Genomic DNA, 17,131 nt, shown 5'->3' with positions numbered 1-17,131 from the left:
ATTAATGATGGTTAGGAGGCGGTATTTTTTAAAGATATCATTTCCGTATCATTCGAGATCTATGAGGGGTTTTAAAGTAGTGGTTGTTGTAGTGTTAGCTCTTTTATCTTCTTGTGCTACCTATTATGAAGTAAATCAAGAGTTTAACTATGAATTTGAAAAGGGGCAGTTAAAGGCTGCTAATCAGACTCTTGCCAAGAAGAGTAAGAAGCTTGAGCAAAGCAAAAACAGACTCTTATATTACTTAAACAGAGGTGTAGTTCTTTCCATGCTGGGAGAGTATGAAGAAAGCAACCGATATCTAGAAAAAGCTTACCTCTATACAGAAGATTACCAGACTAATTATTTGAATGAAGCGGTTTCCATGCTCTCTAATCCTAATTTTGTAGCTTACAGGGGGGAGAATCATGAAAACCTGATGATGCTCTACTATAAAGCTCTTAATTACCTAAGAATGGGGCAATATGACAATGCACTGGTAGAGTGCAAACGTCTAAATATTAGACTGGACCAGCTTAGTGACAAATATAAGAGCGATAATAAATACAAAAAAGACGCCTTTATTCATACTTTGATGGGTATCATCTATGATGCTCAGCATGATTATAATAATGCTTTTATTGCATACAAAAACGCTTTAGAAATATATAAGGATGAATATGCCGATATGTTCGGCGTAAATGTTCCTCATCAGTTAAAAGAAGATATCCTTAGAACCGCATATCTTACAGGATTTCAACAGGAGTATGATCTCTATAAAAAGGAATTGGGTATGGAAGATTCTCAATACCAGCGCACTGATGGCGGTGATTTAGTGTTCTTCTGGCATAATGGTCTTGGGCCTGTAAAAGCCGAATGGAGTATTAATTTTGCAGTGGTAAGAGGTCAAGGTGGAGCGGTTAACTTTACTAACGAAGAATATGGACTTAGTTTTCCTTTTAATCTCAACTACAATGAGGAAACAGGCAGTACTGGCCTGGAAGATCTTGAATTTTTCAGAGTTGCTTTTCCGAAATACAAAGAAAGACCCACAGTGTATTCAAACGCAAATCTCAGCGTTAATGGCAAGCAATATTCTCTGGATCTAGCTGAAGATGTTAATGCTATTGCTTTTAAAAGCTTGAAAGAGAGGATGATAAAGGAGTTTGGTAAAGCTTTACTTCGTGTTGCTTTAAAGAAGGCCGCTGAGGAAGTGGCTCGAAATGAAAAGGATGGACTTGGTGCAGCTGTGAGTCTTTTCAATGCTATCACAGAAAAAGCAGATACCAGAAATTGGCAGACATTACCGCATAGCATTTATTATACACGAGTGCCTTTAAAAAAAGGGGAGCAGCATATAACATTAGAAATGCAGGGTAAGGACAATAAGGGAGTCCAGAAAGAGGAGTTTGTCTATCAGGTGCAATCAGGAGCAACTATCTTTCAAGCTTTTTGGTCCTTAGATTATGCGATAAAGCTCTATCCATAAGCACTAATTATCACGTTTATAGTCTTTTTTTTGAAAAAAAGTTGAATTACTAAATCAAAAAGCCTTTATTCGGGGTTTTGTATGTAAGAAATCAATTATTTATAAATAAAACAAAACGAATAAATGAGCAAGATCAATTTAATTTTGGCAACCCTATTTACTGTAATGATTTTCGGAACAGCGCAGGCACAAGACGATGAGTATGTAACTGACGAGAATTTGAGGAGATATGCCATTATGGAAGAGGTTATTGATGACATGAAGTCTGAAATTAGTGTGGTTCTTAATGACATGATAAAAAACCAGGATGGATTTGACGGAAAGAGATATTCTGAATTGAAAAGTGGATCTGGAGAGCCTGCCAGTGACTTTGAGAATAAGATTATGGATCAAATTAATAACATGGTAGACGAAAGAAAAGAAGCTATCGGAGATGTTGTTAAGATATTGGCTACCAAGATGTTACCTGATGGAGGTAAAGCTTACAATGCCATCAAATCTAAGTTAGCTTCAGATGAAGAAGTGAAAACAAAATATGCAGCAATTAAAGCTGAAGTATCAGGAGAAGCTGCTGAATAATCAATATTACCTGATTGTAGATATTATGTAAATGAAGGCTCGTAATGACATTGCGGGCCTTTTTTAATGTGAAATGTATTATATTAACCTTTAATTAAATTATTTATTCATGTTTTCTGAGAATGAAATAGCCACTTTGGTAGAAATACCAGAGATAAGAAAGGTGACTTTAGAGGCCAAACAACGGTTTATTGAGGGAGAGGTAAGTATGTTGGAGATTACCAATCATGATTTTCTTTCATTAATAATGATGACTCCTGCTATAGGTGTAGCACTGGCTAATGGCAGCATCAGCCTGTTTGAAGAATTGGCGCTCAATAAAATGGCCAGGAAAATGTCTAAAGGAGGTTATTTTATGAAGGTAGATCCCGTGGCTCATGCCATGAACTATCTAATAAAAAACTATATGAACTGGGAGCAACCCTTCTTTGAAGTAATAAAGCAATGCATGGATCATACCTTTAACAAAGAGCAGCTTCTTAGTATGAAATCTAGTGATATGGTGGACCCTGTACAGCGCTTCGCCAGAGACTTGATGACGGTGCCTTATATATTTGTACGATTTTTGAGTACAGTAATTTTGAATGACGAATCTGATATAGTAGAGCAAAGAAGCATCTCTAAGGTAGAATATGAGAAGATTTTAGATATAGGAGAAAAATTAGGACTCTATGATATGCCTGTATTTGACTCCTTCTGTAGAACCTTTGAGGTAAAATAAGAACAGAAAACCAATGCCTTGAGTATAATATTCTTTAATTTTGCCTGTTTTAATATATGTGTGCATTTTTTGAATAAACTAGAAAGGTTTTAAGCCTTAGGCGCACAGCTAGATATTATAAAATGATCTTAGAAAGGATTAGAGTTTTTTTTTATTTTCTTACCATAGTGATGGGCTTGTTGGCTTTGTCATTTCTAACCGCTACCGCACAGGTAGAGCAGGATGATAGAGAAGCGTCTATTCCATTAGATCATTTTTACCTAAAACCTAAAGGCAGAGGACTTAGAACATTTTTAAGTAAATTTCATTGGAGCTTTTCTACTGGTTACGGTCATACTTTTTACAGACAAGATTTGGATGGGTTTGCCTTATTACAACAGCCTGATAGCGATCCTGTTATATATGACGCTAACCCAAGTGGTACAGGTGGTATAGGTTACAATTATTGGTTTAACGATGTTAAAACCACTAACAACATAGCCGCTGGTCCTAATGACTTTACGGTGAGTAGCGATACTACCGATTTGCGATTTAAAGCACCCGGAACCAGCATACCGCTCAACTTCACAGTTCATATGGAGTTTGACCGATACAAAATAGGAGGGGGTGTTATGTTTGAATATCACCGTCCGGGTAAATTTAAGCCTACAGTTTTTGAAGACCAGATAAGTAGCTATGAGCCTGATTTTGGAAGTGCTTTTTATAAAAAATATTATCTGATACTGGGAGCTAGAGTATATCGCTATTACGAATATAGTATTTCTATAGATGCTCATATTGGGGCTTTTAATCTGTCGAAGAAGTTTAATAAGGAGGTAATGGATAAAGGCGTTTATGTAAACCTGGGCGCGACCTTTGAACGTGATATGTCTGAATACTTTAAGTTGTTTGTAAGGCCTTCTTTTGATTTGAAAAGCTTTACCACCAATATGCCTGAAAGTAGCCTCTCCATTTCTCAAAGTATGAATGCGGCTTATCTCACCTTTGGATTCACCTACCGTATACCAGAGCTGCCTAAATGCTTTTTAAAGCAGTGTTCCACCCAGGTGAACCATCAGCATGGCGAAAGAGAGTATAGGAGCAGAATGCACCCTATCTATAAAAAACAAAACCCTCATCATGGGGAAAATTATCCTACTTTAATCAAGTATAAGAAAAAGAACAAGAATAAACTTAACGCTTATTAGAGATCGTTAACGACGTGCTTTTTCGTCTATAATTTGGCTTTTTTTTAAAATACTTAGTGAGGCGAGTCATTAGTTGATAACTATTGATGCTCAATAGCTAATAATTGTTGGTTAACGCTGTTAATTACTAGCTTATTTGCGTAAATTCGCCATGATTTTACAAATAAATGACCTTTAAATTACTCTATGGCTGACGAATCGAATGAGAATCTGCCGGCAGGCAGACAGGGTATTATACCCATCAATATTGAGGATGAGATGAGAGGAGCCTACATAGATTATTCTATGTCGGTGATCATATCCAGGGCATTACCGGATGTAAGAGATGGTTTAAAACCTGTGCATAGAAGGATCTTATATGGTATGCTCGAACTGGGTGTAAATTACAATAAGCCGTATAAAAAATCTGCCAGAATCGTAGGAGAGGTGCTAGGTAAGTATCACCCTCATGGTGACTCTGCCGTGTATGATACCATGGTGCGTATGGCGCAGCCTTGGTCCTTGCGGTACCCTTTGGTAGATGGCCAGGGAAACTTCGGTTCCATAGATGGTGACTCTGCAGCTGCCATGCGTTATACTGAGGCTCGACTCAAGCGTATTGCTGAGGAGTTGCTTACAGACATTAATAAAAATACGGTAAACTATCAGTCTAACTTTGATGACTCCCTAAAGGAGCCTTCTGTAATGCCTGGTAAGCTACCCAACCTGTTGCTTAACGGCTCATCAGGTATCGCTGTAGGTATGGCTACCAACATGGCTCCACATAACCTGAGAGAGGTGGGAGCGGGTATTATAGCCTACATAGAAAATAATGATATTACGGTGGCTGAGCTGATGGAGCATGTAACGGCTCCTGACTTCCCTACGGGAGGTATTATTTATGGCTACACTGGTGTAAAACAGGCGTTTGAAACGGGTAGAGGCCGTGTGGTAATGCGAGCAAAGGCCGAATTTGAAACCACCAGTACTGGAAGAGAGCAAATCATCGTTACGGAAATACCTTATATGGTGAATAAGGCCAGCATGATTGAAAAAACAGCGGCCTTGGTTAACGATAAGAAAATAGAAGGTATATCCGATATCCGTGATGAATCTGATAGAAATGGATTGAGAGTGGTGTACGATCTTAAAAAGGATGCTATACCTAATATCGTACTTAATTACCTTTATAAATATACTCAGCTTCAATCTTCTTTTGGGGTAAACAACATTGCTCTGGTAAAAGGAAGACCGGAGACGCTAAACCTTAAAGACCTGATCAAGCATTATGTTGATCACCGTCATGAAGTAGTAATCAGACGTACGCAGTACGAGCTGGATGAAGCAGAGAAAAGAGCCCACATATTAGAAGGGTACCTTATCGCGTTAGATAATCTTGATGAAGTAATTTCATTGATCCGTAACTCACAGGATCCTGATAGTGCTCGTCAAGGATTGATGGAGAAATTTGAGCTTTCAGAAATTCAGGCCAGAGCCATATTGGAAATGAGACTCCAAAGGCTTACCGGAATGGAAAGAGACAAAATATTGAAGGAATACGAAGAGGTGAAAGCCTTGATCGAAGACCTGAAAGATATTTTGGCTAGAGAAGAGCGTAGAATGGAGATCATCAAAGATGAGATTAATCAGCTGGTAGAAAGATATGGTGATGACCGAAGAACGCAAATAGTTCATAGTGCTGATGATATCACTGTAGAAGATATGATACCTAATGACGAGATGGTCATTACTATTTCTCATCAAGGATATATCAAAAGATCAGCCCTTTCTGACTACCGTACTCAAGGCCGTGGCGGCGTAGGTAGCCGGGGTGTATCTACTAAGGATGATGACTTTACAGAGCTGCTATTTATAGCACGTGCGCATAACTACCTTTTGATCTTTACAGATAACGGTAAAGTATTCTGGAAGAAAGTATATGCTATACCTGAAGGAAGTAAAACTTCAAAAGGGCGAGCTATTCAGAACCTGATCAATATTGAGCCTAACGATAACGTAAGGGCGGTAATAAACGTAGAGAGCCTTTCTGATGAAGACTACGTGAAGAATAACTTCCTAATGATGTGTACAGTAAAAGGTACTATCAAAAAGACTACTTTGGAGGCTTATTCAAAACCAAGGGCTAATGGTATTAACGCTATTACCATCAGAGATGATGATCGCTTGCTTTCTGTAAGACTTACTAATGGTGATAACCATATTGTGATAGCAAAGAGAAACGGTAAAGCTATTCACTTCCATGAGTCTGATGTAAGACCTATGGGACGTACTGCCACAGGTGTACGTGGTGTAACCCTGGAGGATGAAGATGATAGGGTAGTAGGTATGGTGAATATACACCGAGAAGAATCTAACTTGCTGGTAGTATCAGAAAATGGTTATGGAAAACGCTCATTAGTAGACGATTACCGAATCACGAAACGTGGTGGTAAAGGAGTGAAGACCATCAACGTAACGGAGAAGACTGGCAAGCTTGTTGCAATCAAAGAAGTAATTGATACTGATGATTTGATGATTATCAATCGTTCAGGAATTACTATAAGATTGGGAGTGAAGGACTTACGAGTGATGGGTAGAGCCACGCAAGGAGTGAAGCTGATCAGATTAAATGAAAATGATACTATTTCTTCCGTAGAAAAAGTGGAAAAAATCGATGATATCGACGAAATAGATGAAGAGCTGGAAGAAGGACAGGAAGGTGCTGATGACAACCAAGAGACTTCTACTGATAATAATGAAGATTAATTAACTTAAAGCAAACTAAACAAAGAATAGAAACACCGATTATGAAAAGAATGATTTTATTACTGGCTGCAGTTAGTATAGCCGGATATTCTTTTGGACAAAAGAAGCCTAAGATCAACCAGGCGGAAAAGGCACGTGAAGAAGGTAACTTAGGTGAGGCAAAAGAAATAATAGATGCAGCCATAGAGCACGAAAAAACAAAAGATGATGGTAAAACATGGTATTATAGAGGCTTAATCTATGCTTCTTTAGATACTACCAGTAACCCTCAGTATCAGAATCTGGCTAATGATCCTTTGAAAGAAGCGATGAAAGCTTTTGATAAAGCAGAGGAATTAGGAGGTAAAAGTGAGTATTATATTAGTGATGCTAATGGTTTGCCTATTCTTCAAAGTCAGCAAATGCAAACACTTTGGGGATATTATTTAAATAAAGGTGTAGAAGGATACCAGGCTCAGGAATCAGAGACTGCTGTGAAATATTTCACTAAGACACAGCTAGTACAGCCTAAAGATACTACCGGTTATATCTATGCTGGTTTAGCTGCACAGTCTGGCGAAGATTATGAAACTGCTGCCAAAAACTACTATACACTTATAGATGATCTTGATTATCAGAGTGAGGATGTTTATAATTCTTTGATCTATATTGAAGGAACAATAAACAAAGACCAAGAAAAGGCTTTAGCACTTGTAAAAAAAGCTAAGAAGGCATTCCCTAATAACACTGATTTTGCTAAGTCTGAAATCAATTACCTGATTCAAATGGGTAAAATTGATGAGGCTAGAAATGAAATTGAAACTGCCATAGCCAATGAGCCAGATAACAGTAACCTGTACTTTACGCTAGGAGTGATGTACGAAGAGCTTGATAATAGACCTAAAGCTATTGAAGCTTATGCTAAATCTGTAGAGCTTGATCCTAAAAACTTCAATGCTAACTTTAACCTGGCTGTACTTTACTACAACAAAGCGGTAGATTTGATAAAGCAAAAAAATAACTTAGGTATTACTTCTGAAGACAGAAAGAAAGCCAAAGGGATGGATGCAGACATCAACCAAGCTTTAAAAGACGCTATGCCTTACTGGGAAAGAGTATTAGACCTTGAGCCTAATAACAGAACAGCGCTTGAGTCTTTACAATACATCTACAGCCAATTGAAAATGAACGAGAAAGCGGTAAAAGTAAGTGAGAAATTAGAATCTATGGGTGACGCTGAATAAGCGCACAAACAGATTACAAAATATAAGGAGCTTCGTGGAGCTCCTTTTTTTGTTGGTAACCGTGACGAAAATTCCACAAGTCTGTGTTGTTATGATAGCTTATTTGGAGCCATAGGGGCTAAATTTTAAGGTAGATGCATTTTTTGTAGATGGTATGATATTTTCATTAAATAAATTAGAACCAAATCATTTTAAAATGAAATCATTAAAAATAATATCTGGAGCGATTGCCGGAGCTGCAGCAGGATATGTGGCCGCCACACTGATAGCACCTCGTAGTGGAAAGCAGACTTTAAAAAATATAGATACCAGTTTAAGCAAGCCGGTAAAAGATATCCGAATGACCTTAAATAAGGTGGCTTATAAACTGCGGATTATCTCTGAGAAAAAGAAAGCTGAACTCAACAAGAACACCATAGAAGCTTATAATGCCAACCGAAAAATGGCTAACGACAAATTCATGCATCCAGAAGATCACCACGCCAAAGAAAATGTGAACGATACATCAGCCGCCAACAAAGCTGTAATGAACAGCACAGCCAAGAGCGCATTAAGCAAAGTCCCGGTGAATGCTAAATAAGATTAGACAATCACTTTTGTTAAAAGCCTCTTCGATAATCATCGGAGGGGCTTTTTTGATTTGAGACAGATAGTTGAAGGGCATGAAGATTAATTTATGGAGATAGAGTGGAAGGTATGATGCCGAGGAAAGTATTGGGAAAGTAGGTTACTTAATTCTCTATTTAACATAATATAAATTATATAACAAATAGATCTAACTATTAGCCCTGAAAAGTCACTGGCTCCTGTGGTAATTCTGTCTAATACTTTTAAGTATTGTATCATTTGGTATTGATTCATACCAATTTGACTTTTAATCATTTTAAATATAAACGCTTCGAGCCCAAATACATTGTTTATTGTATCTGGATCGGAAATATGTCCAGCAAGTGATACATAATTACGAAAAATTAATTCAACGGTATCTTTTCTAATGCTTTCCTTACCGTAGCATATAAAATGACCTTTACTTGAAATCGACCAAAAAAAATTTCTGCCATTCCAATTACCAAATAAGTCTCCAATCTTTTTATCTAAAGGAGTTTGTTGAATTAGGTTAATACTGGCAGGAAACTTACCTTCTTTACCTCCCTCAACTCCTAGGGTATAAATAAATGCGCCTATGTACTGATTTTCATATAAATGAGTCATAAGAGTAGATTTTGTGATTGAGAGACTACAGAACTCAGAATTCTTAACCGATGAATCTATGAATAGCTGATTCGGATCATTCCAAACTATTAACAACAGGCAAATATATCAAACTCTGACTCCCCTACTCTGTTCAACCCGAAAATTTGCTCCTTTATGTTCCACATAACTCTGAATTACATGTTGATCTTCAGGCATAATAAAGGCCGTTTTCATGATCGTTTCGGCCAGTTGGTCGAGTTTGGATAGTGGACGGAGTTGAGACCAATTATTCATTCTATGCTGCTCTTATTCCTGCTGTAAATTTCAAATCCTCTTCAAATCCGCTCATTTCAAACAAATATTGATAATACGCTCTTTTAATTATTCCTTTTTCGTTTGCTAACAATTCTCGACTTAGCTTATTCAATGTCTTTGTTTTAAAACGTTCAAATGCAATTCCATCTTCAACGGATTCCTTAAAGTCTGATTTCAATTGTTCGAACCACTCTGTCTCGAAATCTGCAAGATATCGCTGATACTTTTCCTTGACCCTAAAAATATCATCCCAAGTATCAATTCTTTCATCACCTTTTCCATCAATAAGAATATCATACTGATACTTAAAATTCTTCTTCATCAATGTGCTATTGTTAGAAGGGTTATAAGCCTGATTTCTAGTAATAGTTACCGAAAGCTTAGCCGGATCGATTGTTGAATCATATGGATAAAAAGCAATTCGCCTATCTCCATCTTTAAAGAGTGTATCTGTGGCTTTCTTCTCATCACTATTGCATTCATGACAAATCGGGACAAGGTTTTTGAAATTTACGGATGTAAATGGATAGAGCGATTTAGGCAAGTAATGATCATAAGCATTTCGGTAGATGTCATCTGATGGTTTTAAGCCATTGATGCCGCAAAAGGGACAAACTCTTGTTTTTTGATCAGGCTGTTTTTTGAATTCATGAAAATGCTCTAATACTTCTCCACATAATACTTTGAGATGTTGGTTTATGTTTTCCTTACCAGAAAACCCTTCCCATAGGGTTTTCCAAAAACCTTCAATTGCTTCCCTTATGCTATTCGGGAGTTCAGTATATTTCTTGGGTTCCCCTTCTCCTTTACACAACTCTTCGATTTTATTGTTTTCTTCAAAGCTTCTTTTAATGAGGTCTTTTTCCTGAGCATTCAAAGCATGATAAAGTCTAACAATTTCTCTTAAGGGTGTTTCAAGCCTAGTTTTAGAGGTACCAACTATTTCAATCATTGGTGTTTTTAGCAATTGATCTTGATCGTATTCTTCTAAATCAAGCTCGAATAATTTATCAAAAAAGTGAGTTAGCCCCTCATGGAATTTTTGAATCTTATGATCGAAATATGTGTATGGATAGATCATTTTTTAGATTCTAGTTCTTGTTGCTTTTCTCTTAGAAATCTTAATGCATCAAACTTTTCAATGGATTCCCCAAAATCGAATAGTTTCTCTCTTGCATCCTCAATATCCTGAAGCGTTTGGACACTTGATTTAAGCGTTTCTAAATCAAAATTAGAATACTCGGATATGGAGTTATCTCTTCCGAATATTTCCTCATTTAGAAATCCGATAGACGCACCATACGTTTGAGGTTCAGGGTTCTTGATGTTGGCACCCTCTTTTGTTCTCCTGAATAAATAAACATCCATCTTCTCACTATCCGATACAACATACGGTGAATGAGTAGTTAGAAGTATCTCATGCTTTCTAACCACTTCAGGAAGGTTTTGTCGATTGAGTTTCTTCGCTGAGAGATAATTAAAAAGCTTGATCAGTTTTGCCCTCCATTTTGGGTTGAAATGGGTGTCTGGTTCATCTAGTAAGAATAAACATCCATCTTCTTCGACCATTAATAATGAACCAAGAATCTCATTAAGTTGATGTTCTCCATCAGAAAACTGATAGATATTACAACAAGTTTGAATGAGATAACAAGAAAAACAAGTACTTCAATCAAAAGCAAAAAGATTTAATCTCCAAAAATGGCTCAATCGATCCGATAGCCCTGAAAAGAAGAACTAGTTAATGAGTAAAAGAGGCTGGCTAAATTCCGGCCTCACTTTACATATTTAGCCCTCTGAGTTTCAAGTCAATTAGCTAATTTTAAATTAGAGCCAGGACTATTGTGAAAACTTTTGGAGCTACTGATACAACAGTAGACCAAACTTGATCCCATTCCTGACTTTTATCATCTTTTTCTAATTCATCTGCTATGGATTTGGTAATTTTATTAATATCTTCTTCAATACCACTATCTTCAAGAATCTGCTTAATTTCCTTTTTTGACTTACCTTTTAAATCATTTTTATCCAAAACAGTTACAGAAGAGATGACAAATTTCCTAATCTTTTGACCATCAATATTTACTCCTATTTCGATATCCTTTTTATTATCAGTTTCTCTAGCTATGATAGTTGTTAGCGTTTTCATATCGGGATCGGAAAAATTGAAAAAGGCGTTATATTTATTAGAACCAGCTGGAGTCATATTTAACGTCATGGAATTATCTAAATTTAATTGCACATCTGAACTTGGTTTCAATAAATCAACTGTAACAGTATAAGTACCTTGATTAAAATCAACTTTCATATTTTTCCAATCATTTATTAGTTTTCGAAAAACAAACCGATTTTCAATGATTGGTGTATTTTCCTGAGATCTGCCTGAAAATTTGACAGAATAGTCTTGGTAGGAGAAAGCATCGTTTGCTGAATTAATAGTAAAACTCCAGCTTGTACCTGATGGCCCATTTGGGATCCCATTTATAACTCTCAATCCTTCAGGGATAGTCTTATCAAGTATCTCAAGAGTTAGAGACTTACATTTAGCTGATGTCTGAACATTGTTTAAAACGTGATCATACTTACCAATTACTGACATATCACCTGGATCAGTGACATAATATTGTTGCTTCACTTTTAATGCATACTCTCTATTGTTGTTAGGAATACTATATGATGTGCCTAATGCTGGTTTTTGAAAATCTCCAAATAAATAATACGTTTGACCAGGGTTCAGACTCTGTCCATCATTCTTTTTGAGCTCTATTCTGACATCTACGTTTGCATTCAATGTATATGAAGACGGATTCTGTAACGTTGCGATATCTGCCCCAGCTGCGTTATCAACTTGTTTAATGGAAAGATTGGTAATCTTAGTTCCATCTTGGTTAGACTTTATGTGTACTATCGCAGTGCTGTCATTTGATTCTAGATAAACACCATCCAACGAAACATCTACTTTTAAGGTAGCTATCCCAGGAAATTGGACACGCAACTGCGTAATGGTTGATTTATAAACAACATTATTGATCCTGTATTCGCACCAAAATGTCACTTTCTCAAATGTACGGATATCGGAGTAAGGGACTTTGAAATCATAAGACTCCGAGTTACCCGTTGCTTGATAAGGCGTTAAAGGTGAGGTGCTATTATTACCTTTCACATATAATCTGTCAATTATTAGATTGTCATTAGAGGTAAAATTTGAAGTAGAGTCACCATCAAAATTAAACCCGTAATATATGTGATAAAATCCTGCATTATCTTTAGCCGTAGCCTCCCAAAGTTTAACTGGTTGACTAGAACTAACATATTTAATGTTTCCTTGAGAATAGGTATTGCATACAATGAATACCAAAAAGATTGTTATAATTGTTTTCATTTTTTATTTGCAAGAAAAAAATTTATTCCAACAGCTTCAATACCCAACCTTAGGCATTTTACTTTGCAAGCAGATCCCCAAACACCCCATTCCTTCACACTAACTTAACCTCCTCACAACTCAATCTTAATCCTATTTGCTTACTATTGCCGTGCAAACGGGGTAATGGAATCCGGCTTGTTCAAATTATAGATGAGAGAGATAGAAAAATTGAGGATCGGGATAACGACTTGCTCCATGGGAAATGGCCATTGGATGAAGGCCATAGCCATACAGGCCGCGCTTAAGGAAAGAGGCGTGGATGCTGAGATAGTGGATGAATCACAGGCGCTAAGCCCAGGTGCCGAAAAGGCGATGAAGTTCTTTGAGGGTATGTACAATATGGCTTCAAAATCAAGGGTACTGCAGAAGATCAACAAATTTATATCTAGCGGTAAGAACTCCTACCTGGCTGGTTTGAGATAGCTCACGGGTCGTCTATTTTTAATTGGTGTTTGCAATGTCCTTGTGCCGAGTGGGAAAATACTTTTGGCATTGCTCAAAGAGCATCTATCAAATTATATTAAATAGTCATGTAGGATACTTAATTTTGTATTGAAATCAATGTTATATCCGGTATGAACTACATCTCTGAGCTGGAGTTAAGAGAATTCCTCAATGATAAAAATAATCGTTTTACCAACTTGTCTGGTATGCAGATCGGATGGTCAGAAGAAACTGGTATTTGGACTTTTTTAATGCACCAAAGTTATGATCAGGGGCCATATGAGGTTAGTATAGCCACTGAGTATGATAGTTTAACCGATTTTATTACGGGCTTTAAGCTATATAATGTTAGCGAAATAGATCACTTGAACTATACAAGTAGCTGGATGCGATATCTGAATGGAGAGGCTGAAATTATCATTGCTCCTATGGAATTAGAGGCATCACTTTCATTTAAAATACTCAAGCTTAAGACTATTATCTTTAGCCTGGAGCTGCATTTTTATGACGAGGAATATGAACATTTAACAATGCCAGAAGATTTTGAAAGATATATCTTAAAAAAAGAATCATTGCTAAGAGTGGCCACTCAAATGAGGTATAAGTAATTGCTGTCTGCAGTAACAGCACTGATTATAGTTGAAACAGATGCCCATTTTTTCATTCGGTTTAAAAGCCAAGAAAAACCATTTCTTCACACTAACTTAACCTCCTCACAACCCAATCTTAATTCTATTTCATTACTATTGCCGCGCTAACCGGGTAATGGAATCCGGCTTGTTGAAATTATAGATGAGAGAGATAGAAAAATTGAAGATCGGGATAACTACTTGCTCCATGGGAAATGGCCATTGGATGAAGGCCATAGCCATCCAGGCTGCGCTTAAGGAAAGAGGTGTTGAGGCTGAGATAGTGGATGAATCACAGGCGCTAAGCTCAGGTGCAGAAAAGGCGATGAAGTTCTTTGAGGGTGTTTACAATATGGCTTCAAAATCAAGGGTACTGCAGAAGATCAACGAATTTATATCAAGCGGTAAGAACTCATACCTGGCTGGGTGGTTTGAGTACGTCATATTAAAACTGAATGCTAAAGGACCAGCCCTTGAATATCATTGTATCATTTCTACTTACCCCACTATAGACAAAGTGGCAAAGATTGCTAAAGATGTACCTATCATAAGATTACTGCCTGATATCTATGCGCACGACCTTTATTTTGAAGAAAGTAAGCGACCCATCACCTATGTGGTATCGTCAAAAAAGCTTAAAAAGAGGATAGCCAAGGGTAAGGAGGCAGCGTTGAGCATCAAACCCAAAAAATCAAACATTTTCAATACTGGCACCATTACTCACCCCAAAAGCGCGTCATACAAACAAGATGACGGCACTTTATTTTTAAAATTAGGTGGAGCTGGAGCACAACAAACCTTGCTTTTGGCCATATTAGAACATATTGAGCATGATAATATCGTAGTCTTTGCGCATAGCAATCAGGAATTTTACGAGAAGCTACTTGCCCAGACAACAATCACAGAAATCTCCGAACCGTTTTACTATACAGACAAATACACCATCATCTACCATGAAGACAAGCGTACTGCCCTTGAAGCCTTCGAAGAAGTAAGGCAATATGCTAAAGCATGCATTGCCAAACCCGGAGATGTAACTAGTGCGGGTACCGCCTACCTTCTCCTCTATCCTATTGGCCTTCAGGAAATTGATAATGCCAACTGGTCCAATGCGAAGGGGTTCACCCAATGGGCATTATCTAAAAAGGAGATGCAACTTAGCGAATACGAGCAAGGTAAATTGATTGCCCAAAGGATCAATAATGGTGTTTATGATTTTGATGCTATGAGATCAACCCTGCAGGATCTTAAAATGAATGGCGCCTATGATATCGCTGATCTTGCCATAAAGAAAGCATCTAAAAAACTAAAAAAACACCCATTTAGCTGATAACGCCGATACTGTTAATCAAGCCTAATAAATACGAATTAGATCTGAAATTAGATCCAAAAGCATATAATTGATAAATACCCTAAACACGTCACTCACATAATGGCTTGGCCGACTTAACTAAAGGTAGAAGCTATCTGCACTTATAAACTTAATAACCATCCCCCTTCTCCCATGTTACTCTTATAGTGATACTAGAATATTAAGTAGTTTTTTTCTATGAACCTAAACCAAAGACAATTTAACAATAACAGCATTTCCAAGATTAAATATACTCTACTTTTCCTGGCTCTTCCCCTACTCTATGGCTGTAGTAATCAATGGGTTGATAAGATCAATCAGCGGGATCAACTCCAAGGTCAAAACGTAGAAAATGCTGATGAAGTTGTGGTGGCGATTAGGCCTGAATATAGAAAGAGCAAGGTTCATGAAGTGTTTTTTGGTGGTAAGTACCGCGAGTTGTGGGCGCAGCCTGTGAAGATGCAAACTATAGATGTTTTTAATCAGGGCTACACTTTCCGTAAGTTAAGTGGTGGACGACAGTCATTTAACTTACAGGTTTATGATAGTGCGGGTAATCAATTTGTGCTGAGGTCTATAGATAAAATGCCTACCAAGGTACTGTCGCCCTTTCTGGCGCATTCTTTTGTGGGGGAAGCACTGAAAGACCAGGTCTCTTCCGGGCATCCTTACGCTCCTCTCACTTTGCCCATTATGTCAGATGCCTTAGGAATTTATCATACCAACCCAAAGGTAGTGCTCATTAAACCAGATCCTGAGCTGAATCAATATTCCAATAATTTTCCCGGTATGGTCGCTATGCTTGAACATAGACCAGATGAGGATCAATCCGAATTTGATTACCTGGGGAATTCTAAAAATGTCATTGGCAGTCAAAATATGCTGGATGACTTGTTCAAGGATAATGATTCGGAAGTTGATACGAAGAATTTTCTAAAATCACGCTTGTTTGACATGCTCATTGGCGATTGGAGCCGCCATGAGAGCAACTGGCGGTGGGCTTCTTATGAAAAAGACAAAGGTGAGTTATATAAGGCCATTCCCCGAGATCGTGATCATGCCTACTATTATATGGATGGCTTCTTTCCTAACATTATCAGGTTTCTGTTTAAACCTCACTTCCGATCGTTTCATGAAGATCTGCCGAATTTAAAAAAGCTCAACCGCAGTGGTAAAAAGCTGGATATGCTTTTGCTTTCTGGTTTAGACTCAGAGGACTGGGTAGCCATGTCGAACACCATAAAGGATCAATTAACGGATGAAGTAATTGACTCTGCCATGCATGCCATGCCTGAAGAAATCTATGAATTAAGTGCTGCTAACATAGCCAAAAAACTAAAGAACAGAAGAGATCAATTACCAGATAAAATCATGGATTATTACCTTTATCTCATGAAAGAACCCGTAGTGTATGGCACCGATAAGCATGAGCGTTTTGAGCTAGAAGTTCTCAATAATGGAGATGTTAAGGTGCAAATTTACAAGACTAAAAAGGATGGAGAATTACGACATTTGCTTTATGATAAAACTTTTAAGCACCAGGAAACCAAAAAACTTAAGCTGGCAGGATTAGCGGGTAATGATAGCTTTCATTTTACTGGTAAGTATAGAACGCCCATTAAGATAACCGTATATGGTGGTGCCGGAGAAGACGCATTCATTAACGAATGGGATGATTATAAGGGTAAACTCATAGTTAAGGATACTGATGCTGGGAGTGATTTTAGCGTGAATAAAGGGATTAAGGTGAAAGAAACGGAAGATCCTGACGTAGAATATTTTGATGCCAATGGAGCCTTGATAAATTATTATATTTGGGACTAGAAAAGAGTTATTGTCGGAGATAGATAT

15 protein-coding genes are annotated in these 17,131 nt (G+C 37.4%); 11 read left to right on the top strand and 4 right to left on the bottom strand.

Going from position 1 to position 17,131, the window contains the following annotated elements:
- Window positions 1–61 precede the first annotated feature (61 nt).
- The 7 genes from JL102_RS14230 (at window position 62) to JL102_RS14200 (ending at window position 8,503) form a co-directional block, all read left to right on the top strand.
- A complete protein-coding gene (locus JL102_RS14230) occupies window positions 62–1,468 on the top strand; it encodes a COG3014 family protein (RefSeq protein ID WP_202245080.1) in 1,407 nt (468 codons plus the stop codon).
- Window positions 1,469–1,591: 123 nt separating this feature from the next.
- A complete protein-coding gene (locus tag JL102_RS14225) occupies window positions 1,592–2,047 on the top strand; it encodes a hypothetical protein (protein WP_202245079.1) in 456 nt (151 codons plus the stop codon).
- 109 nt (window positions 2,048–2,156) lie between these two features.
- Entirely contained in the window at window positions 2,157–2,768 is a 612-nt protein-coding gene (locus JL102_RS14220) for a hypothetical protein (protein WP_202245078.1), read from the top strand.
- Window positions 2,769–2,890: 122 nt separating this feature from the next.
- Window positions 2,891–3,955: a hypothetical protein gene (locus JL102_RS14215; protein WP_202245077.1), complete on the top strand. Its 1,065-nt coding sequence runs from the start codon at window positions 2,891–2,893 to the stop codon at window positions 3,953–3,955.
- A gap of 186 nt (window positions 3,956–4,141) precedes the next feature.
- A complete protein-coding gene (gene gyrA / locus JL102_RS14210; RefSeq protein ID WP_202245076.1) occupies window positions 4,142–6,700 on the top strand; it encodes a DNA gyrase subunit A in 2,559 nt (852 codons plus the stop codon).
- Window positions 6,701–6,741: 41 nt separating this feature from the next.
- Window positions 6,742–7,923: a tetratricopeptide repeat protein gene (locus tag JL102_RS14205; RefSeq protein WP_202245075.1), complete on the top strand. Its 1,182-nt coding sequence runs from the start codon at window positions 6,742–6,744 to the stop codon at window positions 7,921–7,923.
- A 196-nt stretch (window positions 7,924–8,119) separates the two neighbouring features.
- Window positions 8,120–8,503, top strand: coding sequence for a YtxH domain-containing protein (locus JL102_RS14200; protein ID WP_202245074.1), 384 nt, complete (start codon window positions 8,120–8,122; stop codon window positions 8,501–8,503).
- 89 nt (window positions 8,504–8,592) lie between these two features.
- Here the strand turns inward: JL102_RS14200 and JL102_RS14195 are convergent, their stop codons facing one another.
- The 4 genes from JL102_RS14195 to JL102_RS14180 all read right to left on the bottom strand — a co-directional run bounded on the left by JL102_RS14195 (window position 8,593) and on the right by JL102_RS14180 (window position 12,814).
- Window positions 8,593–9,135, bottom strand: a complete 543-nt coding sequence (locus JL102_RS14195) for a hypothetical protein (RefSeq protein ID WP_202245073.1) — start codon at window positions 9,133–9,135, stop codon at window positions 8,593–8,595.
- Window positions 9,136–9,412: 277 nt separating this feature from the next.
- Window positions 9,413–10,513: an HNH endonuclease gene (locus JL102_RS14190; RefSeq protein ID WP_202245072.1), complete on the bottom strand. Its 1,101-nt coding sequence runs from the start codon at window positions 10,511–10,513 to the stop codon at window positions 9,413–9,415.
- A complete protein-coding gene (locus JL102_RS14185; RefSeq protein ID WP_317191645.1) occupies window positions 10,510–11,058 on the bottom strand; it encodes an AAA family ATPase in 549 nt (182 codons plus the stop codon). The genes JL102_RS14190 and JL102_RS14185 overlap by 4 nt, the downstream gene beginning before the upstream one ends.
- Window positions 11,059–11,254: 196 nt before the next feature.
- A complete protein-coding gene (locus tag JL102_RS14180) occupies window positions 11,255–12,814 on the bottom strand; it encodes a hypothetical protein (RefSeq protein WP_202245071.1) in 1,560 nt (519 codons plus the stop codon).
- A gap of 237 nt (window positions 12,815–13,051) precedes the next feature.
- Between JL102_RS14180 and JL102_RS14175 the strand changes: the two genes are divergently transcribed.
- The 4 genes from JL102_RS14175 to JL102_RS14160 all read left to right on the top strand — a co-directional run bounded on the left by JL102_RS14175 (window position 13,052) and on the right by JL102_RS14160 (window position 17,104).
- Window positions 13,052–13,279 carry a hypothetical protein gene (locus tag JL102_RS14175; RefSeq protein WP_202245070.1) on the top strand — a complete coding sequence of 76 codons (228 nt, stop codon included), beginning with the start codon at window positions 13,052–13,054 and terminating at the stop codon, window positions 13,277–13,279.
- Window positions 13,280–13,431: 152 nt separating this feature from the next.
- Window positions 13,432–13,908, top strand: coding sequence for a hypothetical protein (locus JL102_RS14170; RefSeq protein WP_202245069.1), 477 nt, complete (start codon window positions 13,432–13,434; stop codon window positions 13,906–13,908).
- 184 nt (window positions 13,909–14,092) lie between these two features.
- Window positions 14,093–15,259 carry a glycosyltransferase family protein gene (locus JL102_RS14165; RefSeq protein WP_202245068.1) on the top strand — a complete coding sequence of 389 codons (1,167 nt, stop codon included), beginning with the start codon at window positions 14,093–14,095 and terminating at the stop codon, window positions 15,257–15,259.
- A 219-nt stretch (window positions 15,260–15,478) separates the two neighbouring features.
- Entirely contained in the window at window positions 15,479–17,104 is a 1,626-nt protein-coding gene (locus JL102_RS14160; RefSeq protein ID WP_202245067.1) for a hypothetical protein, read from the top strand.
- Window positions 17,105–17,131: the final 27 nt, after the last annotated feature.

It is taken from the genome of Fulvivirga sediminis (assembly GCF_016757215.1).
GTDB classification, from domain to species: Bacteria; Bacteroidota; Bacteroidia; order Cytophagales; family Cyclobacteriaceae; genus Fulvivirga; species Fulvivirga sediminis.
This window is presented reverse-complemented; position numbering and strand designations above follow the sequence as displayed.

Excerpts from the sequence above, each read along its gene's own strand:
- JL102_RS14230 (WP_202245080.1), top strand. The coding sequence starts at position 62 with ATGAGGGGTTTTAAAGTAGTGGTTGTTGTAGTGTTAGCTCTTTTATCT.
- JL102_RS14225 (WP_202245079.1), top strand. The coding sequence starts at position 1,592 with ATGAGCAAGATCAATTTAATTTTGGCAACCCTATTTACTGTAATGATT.
- JL102_RS14220 (WP_202245078.1), top strand. The coding sequence starts at position 2,157 with ATGTTTTCTGAGAATGAAATAGCCACTTTGGTAGAAATACCAGAGATA.
- JL102_RS14215 (WP_202245077.1), top strand. The coding sequence starts at position 2,891 with ATGATCTTAGAAAGGATTAGAGTTTTTTTTTATTTTCTTACCATAGTG.
- gyrA (WP_202245076.1), top strand. The coding sequence starts at position 4,142 with ATGGCTGACGAATCGAATGAGAATCTGCCGGCAGGCAGACAGGGTATT.
- JL102_RS14205 (WP_202245075.1), top strand. The coding sequence starts at position 6,742 with ATGAAAAGAATGATTTTATTACTGGCTGCAGTTAGTATAGCCGGATAT.
- JL102_RS14200 (WP_202245074.1), top strand. The coding sequence starts at position 8,120 with ATGAAATCATTAAAAATAATATCTGGAGCGATTGCCGGAGCTGCAGCA.
- JL102_RS14195 (WP_202245073.1), bottom strand. The coding sequence starts at position 9,135 with ATGACTCATTTATATGAAAATCAGTACATAGGCGCATTTATTTATACC.
- JL102_RS14190 (WP_202245072.1), bottom strand. The coding sequence starts at position 10,513 with ATGATCTATCCATACACATATTTCGATCATAAGATTCAAAAATTCCAT.
- JL102_RS14180 (WP_202245071.1), bottom strand. The coding sequence starts at position 12,814 with ATGAAAACAATTATAACAATCTTTTTGGTATTCATTGTATGCAATACC.
- JL102_RS14175 (WP_202245070.1), top strand. The coding sequence starts at position 13,052 with ATGGGAAATGGCCATTGGATGAAGGCCATAGCCATACAGGCCGCGCTT.
- JL102_RS14170 (WP_202245069.1), top strand. The coding sequence starts at position 13,432 with ATGAACTACATCTCTGAGCTGGAGTTAAGAGAATTCCTCAATGATAAA.
- JL102_RS14165 (WP_202245068.1), top strand. The coding sequence starts at position 14,093 with ATGAGAGAGATAGAAAAATTGAAGATCGGGATAACTACTTGCTCCATG.
- JL102_RS14160 (WP_202245067.1), top strand. The coding sequence starts at position 15,479 with ATGAACCTAAACCAAAGACAATTTAACAATAACAGCATTTCCAAGATT.